Source organism: Sediminicola luteus, from assembly GCF_002514735.1.
Lineage (GTDB): Bacteria > Bacteroidota > Bacteroidia > Flavobacteriales > Flavobacteriaceae > HQA918.
This window is the reverse complement of record NZ_KZ300476.1, coordinates 207,070-219,514: the sequence shown is the minus strand read 5'-3', so window position 1 is coordinate 219,514 and position 12,445 is coordinate 207,070. Positions and strand designations below refer to the sequence as shown.

The following is a 12,445-nucleotide window of genomic DNA, read 5'->3' as shown; positions in this document are numbered from 1 at the left end:
TCCCTATGCAAATTTCCATGACCAAACCCCGACGGTTGTCCCTCTTTTTTTTACGGGTGGCCATCGGCTGGCATTTCGCCTTTGAGGCCCTTTCTAAAATTGAAAATCCCGACTGGACGGCCTATTACTATCTTCAAGCCTCCCAAGGACCGTTTTCGGGAGCCTTTCATGCGTTGGCCGATAGTGCCCTGATGCCCTTGGTCGATTTGCTGAACCAATGGGGTATGTTGGCCATTGGATTAGGGCTTATTTTAGGCTGGTTTACCCGAATATGGGCCTATGCCGGAATGGCTTTGGTGTTCCTGTATTTTTTGGCTACACCGTCATGGCCCGGTTTGGAATATCCGGCCGCTTTTGAAGGCAACTATCTATTAGTGAATAAAAATCTAATCGAATGCCTGGCCTTATGGGTATTAGCATTATTCCCTTCTGGTGCGCCCTATGGGTTAGATGCCTTATTCCAAAATAAAAAAACAGCCGAATCATGAGTATTTCCCCTAATAATGAATCCGGTACCTCTAACAAAAGGCGCGATTTAATCAAATCCTTGGCATCGCTTCCAGTTTTGGGAGCCTTGGGTGTTGGTTATTGGCAGCATACTCGATATACAAAAAAAACAGAGGCCACCTATGATATTGTAAAAGAATTGGGTCTCTCATCGGAACCGGCTTTTAAAGATTACAGTGCTCCGGGTACGGGATCTACAGATACTATCCGTCTTGGAATAATCGGTGCAGGAAGTCGTTCTAATGCCCTATTGCATCATTTAGGGTTTGCTACTGAAAATGATGCGAAACAGTGGTCTGACGACAAGAAAAATAACTGGTTGGCCTATGGCGATTTAAACGTAGTACTTACCGCAGTTTGTGAGGTATTCGATTCACGGGCCGAAAATACCATGGCTAAGGCACTGTTTAGTGTAAAGGATGCCCAAGGAGAACAAAGAAAACATAAACCCAAGCGCTATACCTATTACCAAGATCTTTTGGAAGACGACCAGGTAGATGCGGTTATCATTGCTACCCCAGATCATTGGCACGCCCCTATGACCATAGCGGCCATACAGGCGGGTAAACATGTGTATTGCGAAAAGGGACCTAGCCATTCCGAGGCAGAGACATTTGAACTGGAACGTGTGGTGCGCGCATCGGATAAGGTGTATCAGCTGGGACACCAAATACGTCATAATCCCATTTATCCCTATGCTGCCGATTTGGTAAAACAAGGGGTGTTGGGCGAGGTAAATTTGGTAGAGGTTACTACTAACCGGAATTCGGCCCATGGTGCCTGGGTGAGACATTTAAAAAATGGAAAACCCAAAGCTGGGGATTTAAATAGCATAGATTGGAAACAATGGTTAGGCGATAGTCCGGAAGTGCCGTTTTCCATAGATCGCTATTACAACTGGACCAAGTATTGGGACTATAGTACCGGTTTGTTGGGACAGTTGTTTTCCCATGAATTCGATGCGGCCAATGGTGTATTACATTGCGGTATCCCGGAATCGGTAGTCTGTAGCGGGGGCATCTACTATTACCAAGATGGACGTGAGATACCCGATTTAATGCAAGTGGTTTTGGAATATCCCCATCGTAAAATGACTATGATATATAGCGCCACCTTGGCCAATAGTAAAAACAGGGGGCGTGTGATTATGGGGCGTGATGCGTCCATGGAGATAGGTAAAGGCCTGTCGATTACCCCTGACGGGAGTTCCGAGAAATACAAGCAGTTGCTTGCCGATAAAAAAATAGCGAAAAACGAACCCATGTTATCGGTAGGTTTGGGCAAAAAGTCCAGTACCGATGCCAATAGTGGGGCCACGGCCAGTTATTATGAAGAAAGAGGGCTTACCTCGGTCAATGTCGGCGGCGTATCGCGCGATGTTACCCATCTGCATTTACGCGAATGGATTAATGCCATTCGTTATGGCAGTCCGGTAAGTTGTGGGATTGACAGGGCTTTTGAAGAGGCGGTTACTATTCAAATGGCCAAAAAAGCCTATTTAGAAAAACGTCAAGTTCGCTGGGATGCCAAAACCAAAACTATTGTCTGACTATGGTTTTTGGGCGTTGCTTCTTAATCTTGGCCTTAGTGCTCTGGGGAAATCTTTGGTCACAGTCCGATACTGCAATCCAGGCTACTGTTGAAAAACCTCATATTGTAATGATTCTGGCCGATGATCTGGGCCAACCCCAATTGGGTTGCTATGGTAGTACCTTTTACCAAACCCCTAATATCGATGCCATGGCCAAATCGGGTATTCGGTTTGTCAATGCCTATGCCTCGGCCGCTGTATGTTCGCCTACCCGGGCGGCTTTGGTCTCGGGTCAGCATCCGGCCCGTTTGCATCTTACCGATTTTATACCGGGGAATACCCCTAAAGCCAAACCATTGCAAGCCCCCGATTGGCAAAAACATTTACCCTTGGAAACCATTACCATAGGCGAGATATTAAAAAAGGCCGGTTATGCCACGGCATGGTTGGGCAAATGGCATCTGAGCAAATCGAAAATACCGCCAGAGAGCTTGGAAGCCAATCCGGATAAGCAGGGTTTTGATGATACTTTTATAACCTACAAACCGGCCCGGGGCTTACCTGTAAAACCTTGGCAGCATGCAGAGAAAGATGCCCATAATGTAGATACCCTTACCCAACGGGCGCTGGTGTTTATGGAAAAGAACATGAAAAAGCGCCCCACTTTTATGGTGCTTTCGCATAATAGTATACACGATCCTTTAATGGAAAAGCAATCTTTGGTAGATGCCTATACACAAAAAAAAGGTGCCGATAGAGCGGAAAACAACCCTGTTTTGGGGGCTATGATGCAAACCTTGGACCATAGTGTGGGACAAATTTGGGATAAGGTTAAAGCAATGGGAGAAGAAGAAAATACCCTGTTGATATTTTATTCGGACAATGGAGGGTTGCACAAAGCAGCTTCACAAAAACCGTATAGAAAAGGAAAAGGTTGGCTCTATGAAGGGGGCATCCGTGTGCCCTTGATTATGATTTGGAAAGGGGTAATCGCCCCGGGAAGGGTTTCGAATGCCTTGGTTACCACTACCGATTTCTTTCCCACCTTTTCCCAATTGGCACATGTGCCACTACCAAAAGGGTTGCCTTTTGACGGTTTAGACCTGGGTTCACATTTAAAAAAGAATACCTCAATAAAACGAGATCGGTTGTTTTGGAATTATCCGCATTACCATAAGGGATCGGGAATGCCACCGGCTGCGGCCATGCGTTACCGTCAATATAAATTGATCCAGTGGTACGAGCCTAAACTAATGGGCCGGTTAAACAGTTATGAACTCTACGATCTTTCAAAGGATGGGGGTGAAACGGACAATCTGGCCTTGAAAGAACCCCAAGTACTAAAACGAATGAGGGCTGAACTTGAGGCATGGAAAACCAGGGTGGGCGCCCAAGAACCTGTATTAAACTAAAAAGTATGATGCGAAATGTTGTTGTAGTCATAAGTGTAATGGTCTTATGGGCTTGTAATAGCGAGCAAAACCCTAAAAAACTAACCCGGTTTGTAGATCCTTTGATCGGTACCGGGGTTGCTACTACCCCAAGCGCCATAAAACATGGCATACATGGCGAGAACAATGCCCAGGTGGTGCCTTTTGTTACGGCTCCGTTCGGAATGACCAATTGGGTGGCACAAACCCGAAATACGGAAAAAAAATGTTTGGCCCCATATTATTATACCGATTCGTTGATCCAAGGTTTCCGAGCTAGTCATTGGTTAAGTGGTTCTTGTGTGCAAGACTATGGTACCATGACTCTTATGCCTACCATGGGGTCTTTGGTGACCGACCCCCAAAAAAGAGCTTCCGGTTTTAAACGCGAAAAAGAAAAAGCCCAGGTCGCTTCGTATCAGGTAAATTTAGAACGCTATGGCATCCGGGCACTAATGTCGGCCACTACCCGGGCCGGAATTTTCGAATTCACCTATTCCAAAGAGGGCCAGGCCCATATGTTGTTCGATGTAAATAGTGATGAAGGTCAAGGTTATGTAAATGTGATTCCAGAGGCCGGCGAAATAGAAGGCTATAATCCGGTGCATCGTATTTATCAAGGCCATGGCGAAGCAGCAGGATTTTCAGGCTATTTTGTGGTTAAAATTGAGAAAACTCCCCTCGGTTTTGGGGTATATGACCAAGACGGCGTCAAGGCAGGTGTAAAAACCGATAAAAATAAAAATGGTTTGGGCGCCTATGTCAGTTTTCAGGTGCAGCCCGAAGAACGTATCAAGCTAACGGTGGGCACATCTTTCGTGAGTTTGGAAGAAGCTCGAAAAAATCTGGCAGGGGAAATTGGTGATAAAGGCATAGCGAGAATAATCTTGGATTTGGACGATCAATGGGAAAGCTTGTTGTCCCAGGTTCAGGTAGAAGGAAAGGTAGAAGCCGATAAGGTGAAGTTTTACACAGGTTTATATCATAGCTATTTGCATCCGCGAACGTTTAGCGATCTTAGTGGTACTTACCCGGCCTTTGATGGCAATGCCCAAACCATGACGAAGAATTCAGGGGCCTACTATTCCGATTTTTCGATGTGGGATACCTATAGGGCCTCCCATCCGTTGTTCAATCTGCTTATTCCGTCTAAGAACAGGGCTATGATGGAGTCTTTATTGCTAATGGCCGAACAAGGCGGTTGGTTGCCCATTTTTCCGGTATGGAATAGTTATACCTCGGCCATGATTGGTGATCATGCCTCAGCAACCATATCCGATGCCCTGTCCAAGGGAACCTTGGAGTTGAACCCCAATCAGTATAAATATTTGCTTAAAAATGCCTTTGAATCGCCACAGGATTTTTCCGACTATAAAGCCGGTAAAGGTAGGAGGGGCCTAAAATCGTATTTGAAATACGGATATATTCCGTTGGAAGACCCAGTTAATGAGTCCTTCCATAAAAGGGAACAGGTGTCACGGACATTGGAATACGCCTTCGACGATTACACCTTATACCAAACGGCACTAAAAATGGGTGATATCGAGAATGCGAAGCGGTTACGAAAAAGGGCGGCCAATTATGCGCATGTTTTTAGCAAGCCCGATCTTTCGGTTCGAGGGCGGTACCGAGACGGAAGTTTTATAGATAGTTTGGCGATAAACGAAAGGCAATTCTTTATTACCGAGGGTACACCTAGGCAATATATGTGGTATGTACCCCACGATGTAGCCGGACTTATTGCACTTATGGGGGGTGATAATGTATTTAATGAAACTTTAGATAGTTTTCGGGAAGAAGGCCATTATTGGCATGGCAACGAACCGGGGCATCAAACCCCCTTTATGTACAATTTTTCTGGGCAAGCCTGGAAAACCCAAGACTGGGTACACGAAATCGTGTCTACGGAATACGGGGTTGGCCCGGGTGGTTTGAGCGGCAATGACGATGCGGGACAAATGTCGGCATGGTTGGTTTTTGCCCAAATGGGGTTTTATCCGGTTGCGCCTTCGGTACCGCAGTATGTAATCTCTGGTCCCAAATTCGATAAGATGGAAATCCAATTCGAAAACGGGAACCAGCTTCAAATTTTGGCTCCGGGTGCTTCGGAGGGTAAAAAATACATTCAGGCCATACGTTGGAATGGGAAACCCTATACCAAAACTTATTTTGATCATTTTGAGTTATTGGAAGGCGGGGCCATAGTGTTCGATATGGGGGATATGCCCAATATGTTATGGGGCGTATCCAAAAAAGATAGGCCCTATTCGATGAGTGGGGCCAAGTAAATTTTATAGGGGTTTGTAAAACTGGAAAAGAATCGTATTTTTAAACCGTGTAAATATTACGCAGTTATGCATTCCAAACCAAAATCATGTCAAAACCACCTTTAGGATCAACATATAGAAAAAGCCGTCCGGCCATTAAAGTCGTACAATTTGGCGAAGGCAATTTTTTAAGGGCATTTGTAGATTATGCCTTTTACAAACTGGGTAAAGCCACAAGCAGCCCTTATGGAGTTGCTGTGGTACAGCCATTGCCCAAGGGAATGGTGCCGGTCTTGGCGGAACAAGATGGTTTGTATACCGTCTTTTTACAAGGTATAAGCCAAGGTGAAAAAATCGATACCGCCCAATGTGTAGACACTATTGTTAAATGCAATGACCCTTATACCGATTTTAATGGGTATTTAGAGCTAGCCCATGCTCCGGAATTGGAGTATATCGTATCCAATACCACTGAAGCCGGTATCGCTCTCGACCCAACGGATACTTTCGCCATGGAGCCCCCTAATGGCTTTCCGGCCAAATTGCTACGCCTTTTGTTCGAACGCTACACTTTTTTTAAAGGGGATCCTGAAAAAGGATTGCGTATAATCCCTTGTGAGTTGATCCAAAACAATGGGGAACAACTTCGTGAATGCCTCTTAAAATTGACGGTAGCTTGGCAATTGCCCGAAGCTTTTAAAAACTGGTTATTGGCAAGCAATTACTTTTACAATACGTTGGTAGATCGCATTGTGCCGGGTTACCCATGGAGCAATACCCAAACCTATGCCGACCGTTTAGCTTATGACGATAAACTAATGGTTACGGCCGAGAATTTCTTTTTATGGGTTATTGAGACCAAAGATGACCTAGCCGAGCGTTTACCTTTTGAAAAAACCGATTTGGATGTACGCTTCGTTACCGACCAACAGCCGTATAGAACCCGGAAGGTGCGTATTCTTAATGGTGCCCATACAGCCATGGTTCCTTTTGGACTTATGCATGGCATTGAAACGGTTAGTGGCGCCATGGACGATGCCCTGTTGGGTGCCTTCGTAAGGGAGGCGGTATTACAAGAAATCGTGCCCTATTTAGGATTGGATCAGGAGGAAGGAGTGCGTTTTGCGCAAGCTATTTTTGAACGCTTCCAGAATCCGTTTATAGAACACCGCTTAGAAACTATTGCCCTTAATTCCATTTCAAAGTACAAAGTAAGAGTGCTGCCGAGTACATTGGCTTATATTGATGCCACCGGCGAACTTCCCAAACGCCTTGTTTTTGCCTGGGCCTGTTTGTTGCGCATGTATAAAGGCCAATGGCAAGGGAAAGATATGCCCATTAAGGACAATACTGAGGTAGTCTCTAAAATTCAAGCCCTTTGGAAAGCAGGCGATGTATATCATTTTACGGAACAGATCTTGGCCCAATCCGATTTTTGGGGGAAAGATCTCTCCGATAACCAACTTTTGCGCTTTGGCTTAAGTAATGCCCTGCAAAGTTTGGAATGCGGCGATACGGCACAGGCATACAAACAATTTATGAACTCAAAACAATGAAGTGGTTTAAACTTTTAAGATTTAAGTGGAAATTGATGATTTTGAGTCTGGATGAAGTCTTTTTCGAGTTGCATAGCATCGATACGTAAGGAGAAAAAGGCAAAATACAGGCTCGAAAGCGCAATTTCTTAACAAATAGAAAAAATTTAAACCGCTTCAAATAATAACAATAAAATATAAGCATGGAAAAACAAACGCGACGAAAATTCTTGGGGGCCATCTCTATGTTGGCCGCCGGTACTGCCGTTCAGGCTGCTGCACCACTAAGCTTCTCCTTTATGGGGCGTAAGCTTAAGGTAGCCTTAGTGGGTACTGGGGTAAGGGGAACATCCTTTTGGGGAAAACGCCTGGTAGAGGTTTATTCAGATAGTCTTGAATTCGTAGGACTCTGCGATATTAATCCGGGGCGTTTGGCCTATGCCAAAAAATACATGGGGGTCAAATGTGATACCTATACCGATTTTGACACCATGATTGGGGAGAACAAGCCTGACTTGGTCATAGTAACCACCACGGATGCCACCCATCATGAATACATTATTCGTGGTCTCGAATTAGGCTGCGATGTGCTTACCGAAAAGCCGTTGACCACCGATGAGGTAAAATGTCAGCAAATTTTGGATGCCGAACGTAAATACGACCGTAAGGTAATCGTAGGCTTCAACTACCGCTGGAGCCCCTACAACACCAAGGTAAAGGAGTTGTTGCAAAAAGGCACGATCGGTAAGGTAACCTCGGTAGATTTTCATTGGTATCTAAACACCCATCATGGCGCGTCTTATTTTAGAAGATGGCATGGCCAACGCGAAATGGGCGGCACATTATGGGTACACAAATCTACCCACCACTTCGATTTGCTGAACTGGTGGCTCGATTCGGATCCGTATGAAGTATTCGCTTATGGCGATTTGGAACGCTATGGCAGCGCCAATGATTTCCGAGGTAACAATTGCCGCGATTGTGCCCATACCGCCAATTGCGAGTTTCATTGGGATATTACCAAAAGCAAACGCGATATGGCCTTGTATGTAAACAACGAAAAGCACGATGGCTACGTACGTGATAATTGTTTGTTCCGGGATCAGATAAATATTTACGATAAAATGTCGGCCCAAGTAAAATATGCGAACAATGTGGTGGTCAATTATTCCTTAACTACCTATTCGCCTTTTGAAGGCTGGCGTGTGGCCTTTAACGGTACCGAGGGTAGGATAGAGGCCTGGTTAGATATTCCGTACCATCAAAAAGAAGTATTGTCGCAAGAAGAGTTGCATGCCTTGGAAATGAGTCAAGGTGGCAAGGAAGTGGCCAAATACGAACCGGTTGTGGTACATAAAATCTGGAACAAACACGAAACCATTCAAGTGCCCTACGAACGGGGAGGTCATGGTGGGGGCGATAAACGTTTGCACGATAAGATATTTAAAAACCCTGGGGCCAAAGATCCCTTTGATAGAGCTGCAGGGGTACGCGATGGGGCCATGTCCATTTTAATTGGGGTGGCTGCCAGAAAAAGTATAGAAAGTGGCGAGCCCATCCGAATTGCCGAATTAACCGATTTAGAGCCTCGCGCCAAACGATTGATCTAATTTTTTGTGTAGTTGATTAGGTTAAAGGGCGAATTGGCACCTATTCCATAGGAAAACCTAGAAACAGGCAACGGTTTCGAAGGGGTGCTAGCGAAGCCCTAATCTGTTGATCGGGTCAACAAAAAGGCCGCTTCCATAATCGGAGAGCGGCCTTTTACCATTTGGTTGAATGGTTTGGTGCTTTTGGGTTATTTTATGCGTTTCACCCGTATGTTTCTTAGCCAAAGTTCAGAACCATGGCCCAAAAAGCCAATATGACCGTTATGCCTTTGTAATCCAGGATGGTCTTTTCCGTCCAAGGTGCCATTTTTGGTAGCCTCTTTTATATTACCATCAACGATTACGGTTCCGTTTAAGGTGATTTTTATCGTATCGTCATTAACGATTACCTCTTGACTGTTCCATTCCCCAACCGGATTTAAATGCCCTCTTTTGGCCGGAATTATACCGTAGACAGAGCCATGGTACTGGTAGGGCTTTAAATTAGCGTAAATGGCCGCGGTATTGTCTAAAATCTGTAGTTCCTTGGCCACATAAGCGGCATCTCCACGTAATGGGGCATGTATACCCAAGCCGTTATTGGCCCCGGGGGTTAGTTTAAAGTCGAAACGGAAAACAAAATTGTCGTACTCTTCGGCAGAAAATAGGTTCCCGTGTCCGCCACGTTTCGGGTTTACGTGAATAACTCCGTTTTCGGCGTAATAATCGGTTTTGTTCCCAATCCAATGCGACAGGTCGGAACCGTTGAATAAAGCTGTGAAACCATCTTTTCGTTCCGCTTCGGTCAACAATTCTTCACCTGAGGGTATTTCACGAACATATACATTTCTAAAGCCAAGGTCTTCGCCATGGGCCTGTAGTTCAATGGCCTCTTTGGTAAAGATAGGAAGCTTCCGGTCCCAGTAGTTCTCTAGGGCTATATTATCGGTTACCAATACCCCGTTGAGGTAAACAGTTACACGTTCGCCAACCATTTTTATATAAAAGGTATTCCATTCATTAACCGGATTGTCTGCCACGGTCAAAGGTATACGCTCATTTTTTTGATTGTTGTATAAACCACCGCTTCCTACTTGGGCCCCAACATCGGTACGGGCAATATCCCAAATCTGCACTTGAGGGGTTCCCCGTAAATAGATACCACTATCGCCACCATGGGTAATCTTCCAATCGACGAACATTTCAAAATCACCATAATCCTTAATCGTGCAGATATTGTTGTATCCTTCACCTTTAAACCCGATTATACCGTCTTTAACGAACCAGTCTCGCATCATTTGGGCATTGGCTTTTTCTTGTTCACGGGCCAATTGGCGTTTCGACATTTTAGATCGGGCGATAGGGTTTTTAACCAAACCTTCCCATCCGCTAAGGTCTTTCCCGTTGAAAATGGAAACGAACCCTTGCTCATTGGACATATTTTCGAGATACTCGCGAATATCGATTTTCACATATTGACTGTCGGGCCCGGTCAACAGGGCACTGCTCTTTTCTAAAAGTTCACGAGCCACCGTCCCTTGGTGTCCGTTTTCCTTGCCGGGTTGGGGAAGGGCGATATGAACTACGGCCCCAGCAGCCGCTTTGTTTATTTCACTGTCTTCAAGGAATTCACCGGCATATACCAAAGCCAAAAAGGTCTTGGTTCTTTCAACACTTTTAAGTACACGCATCTTCTCCCGACCTGATTTGGCCAAGGGCATGGCCTTTTTAGCTAGTAAAAGGCGTTGGTCGGCTGGAAGCCCACTTTTGTCCACTTGGTTTAGGTACCCATAAAAAGCGGTGTCGTGGGTAGTTTGGGCTTTGGCTGCTTCAAGTAGTATGGGTAGGGCTTCGCTACCTTGCCATTTACCCAAAGCTTCCAGGGCTTGGGAGCTATGTGTTGTCTTAACAGCCTTTTCCAACGCTGCAAGGGCTTCTGGGCTTCCCAGGGCAGAGAACAACGGATAATAACGTTCGGGTTTTTTACTGGCTCTATATCCAGTAAGGATGTTAGCGTCTAAACTAGCTTCGGAAGTAGCTATTAAACCAGTAATGGCCTTTTGTGTTTGTTGGGCCTGTTTATCGGTGGCTGCGGAATCTAAAACCGCTAAAAGTGAATCGATATCATCGGCAGCTGCTACGGAAGCTATGGCGTCATAGGCTGCATCTCGAACGGATTCGTCTGGGGACGATGTCAGGGCGACCAAGGCGTCAAAGGAGGCAGCGACCTCTTTTTGTCCCAAGGTTTTAATGATGGCCGATTTATTGTGCTCCGGAACGGTGTTCAGTTTTGCTAATAAAAGCCCACCTTCTTTTTGGGAAGCCGTACGGGCCAAACTTTCTTGAATACTGGTCAAAACCTGATCTGATTGTGGTTTTTCCAACTGGTCAAGCAATTGGCTGACCGCCTTCGCTTTGGGTTGGTAGGCCATGGCTTTGGCCGCGGCAACACGTACATTATCGCTTTTACTCTCAAATCCTTTCAGCAACAAGGCCTGGGCCTTGGGGTTCTGGCTATCGGCTAAAAAGGCCAATAATTGGGCTTTGGTGGCATCATCGGCTTTTTTGTAAGCCTTTATCCATTTGGTTTCCAGGTTTTTGAATTGTTCCTGTTGGGCTATCCCCAAAACGGCACCACGATAGGCTTGGTCAGGGTTTTTGATTTCTTTCAGTAAAGTTCTTCCAAAATCGGCTCCTTCACTTTCGGCCAAAATGGCTAGTGCCGCCGAACGAAAATGCAATTGTTCGGGTTGGGTACAATTTTCCAAAAGTTCATGTCCCACAGTGCTTGCCAAAGATTTTGTTCCCTTTTTATTCAGGTTGTATCCGTAGTGCAGTAAAGTTATTGTGGCATTGTCGTTACTCCCAAGGTAATTGGCTTGCTGGGCTTTTTCGCTGAGCAAGGCATAGGAATCCGGCGAAGCGATTTGAGCCAAGGCGGCCAGGGCTTCTTTTCTGTGGGTGGACAGCTTACTGTTGGCTTCTTTAGAGATAAAAGGCAGGGCTTTGTTGTATTTTAGAGCACCCAAGGCGGCCGAATAGGTGGCCGTTTCGGTCGGACTGTTTTCAGCCGCTTTCAAAATTTCGGCTGCGGCAGCTTCGGTCCCGATGGATTGTAGTGTCGCCAGCGCATCTTTATACAGTTTTGGGTGGTTGGCGAATGGGGTTAGCGCGGTTACGGATCTGTCGGTACCACAAAAGGCCAAACGACCCAAAAGGTACGATTGTATCTCTTGGTCTTGTACAGTGTTTAAAGCCTGAAGTATGGCTTGTTCTACCAGCTCCCTGCTGGGTGAATCGACCTTACTGACATAGGTGGCCAAGCTATTTAAGGCGTAGCGAACAGCGGCGTCGTCGCCAGTACCGGCAGGCACCAACATTTGTGTGAATTTTTGCAGTCCTGCTGTGTTTAAAGACAGCATATCCTCCATCAATTGGTCGTTATGCTTGGCATCCGATACCGGGAATTGGGCCAAAATATCGGCTACTTTGGTGTCCAAGGTTCGGTTTATCTGTGCATTTAGTCCGAATCCGATGCTAAGGAAACCGACTAAGAAAAGTTGTTTTAGTATGTTTTTCATGATGT

Annotated in this window: 7 protein-coding genes; 6 read left to right on the top strand and 1 reads right to left on the bottom strand. The window is 45.6% G+C overall.

The features are described from left to right. Positions 1-17: 17 nt before the first annotated feature. From B7P33_RS00705 to B7P33_RS00680, 6 genes are all read left to right on the top strand, one after another. Complete coding sequence (locus tag B7P33_RS00705) at positions 18-488, top strand: DoxX family membrane protein (RefSeq protein WP_216359338.1); 471 nt, start codon at positions 18-20, stop codon at positions 486-488. After that, positions 485-2,056, top strand: coding sequence for a Gfo/Idh/MocA family protein (locus B7P33_RS00700; protein ID WP_097440050.1), 1,572 nt, complete (start codon positions 485-487; stop codon positions 2,054-2,056). The genes B7P33_RS00705 and B7P33_RS00700 overlap by 4 nt, the downstream gene beginning before the upstream one ends. Positions 2,057-2,166: 110 nt before the next feature. Then, positions 2,167-3,450 carry a sulfatase gene (locus tag B7P33_RS00695; RefSeq protein ID WP_172435819.1) on the top strand — a complete coding sequence of 428 codons (1,284 nt, stop codon included), beginning with the start codon at positions 2,167-2,169 and terminating at the stop codon, positions 3,448-3,450. 5 nt (positions 3,451-3,455) lie between these two features. Continuing rightward, entirely contained in the window at positions 3,456-5,756 is a 2,301-nt protein-coding gene (locus B7P33_RS00690; protein WP_172435818.1) for a GH92 family glycosyl hydrolase, read from the top strand. Positions 5,757-5,842: 86 nt separating this feature from the next. Further along, positions 5,843-7,291, top strand: coding sequence for a tagaturonate reductase (locus B7P33_RS00685; RefSeq protein ID WP_097440047.1), 1,449 nt, complete (start codon positions 5,843-5,845; stop codon positions 7,289-7,291). A gap of 182 nt (positions 7,292-7,473) precedes the next feature. Further along, on the top strand, positions 7,474-8,880 hold the full coding sequence (locus B7P33_RS00680; RefSeq protein WP_245871578.1) for a Gfo/Idh/MocA family oxidoreductase: 1,407 nt from the start codon (positions 7,474-7,476) through the stop codon (positions 8,878-8,880). Between the two features lie 188 nt (positions 8,881-9,068). Here B7P33_RS00680 and B7P33_RS00675 read toward each other — a convergent pair whose 3' ends face one another. Continuing rightward, positions 9,069-12,440 carry a DUF1080 domain-containing protein gene (locus tag B7P33_RS00675; RefSeq protein WP_097440046.1) on the bottom strand — a complete coding sequence of 1,124 codons (3,372 nt, stop codon included), beginning with the start codon at positions 12,438-12,440 and terminating at the stop codon, positions 9,069-9,071. Positions 12,441-12,445: the final 5 nt, after the last annotated feature.

What these genes read in the sequence shown, in the direction of transcription:
- B7P33_RS00705 (WP_216359338.1), top strand. Translation starts at nt 18, where the DNA reads ATGACCAAACCCCGACGGTTGTCCCTCTTTTTTTTACGGGTGGCCATC.
- B7P33_RS00700 (WP_097440050.1), top strand. Translation starts at nt 485, where the DNA reads ATGAGTATTTCCCCTAATAATGAATCCGGTACCTCTAACAAAAGGCGC.
- B7P33_RS00695 (WP_172435819.1), top strand. Translation starts at nt 2,167, where the DNA reads ATGATTCTGGCCGATGATCTGGGCCAACCCCAATTGGGTTGCTATGGT.
- B7P33_RS00690 (WP_172435818.1), top strand. Translation starts at nt 3,456, where the DNA reads ATGATGCGAAATGTTGTTGTAGTCATAAGTGTAATGGTCTTATGGGCT.
- B7P33_RS00685 (WP_097440047.1), top strand. Translation starts at nt 5,843, where the DNA reads ATGTCAAAACCACCTTTAGGATCAACATATAGAAAAAGCCGTCCGGCC.
- B7P33_RS00680 (WP_245871578.1), top strand. Translation starts at nt 7,474, where the DNA reads ATGGAAAAACAAACGCGACGAAAATTCTTGGGGGCCATCTCTATGTTG.
- B7P33_RS00675 (WP_097440046.1), bottom strand. Translation starts at nt 12,440, where the DNA reads ATGAAAAACATACTAAAACAACTTTTCTTAGTCGGTTTCCTTAGCATC.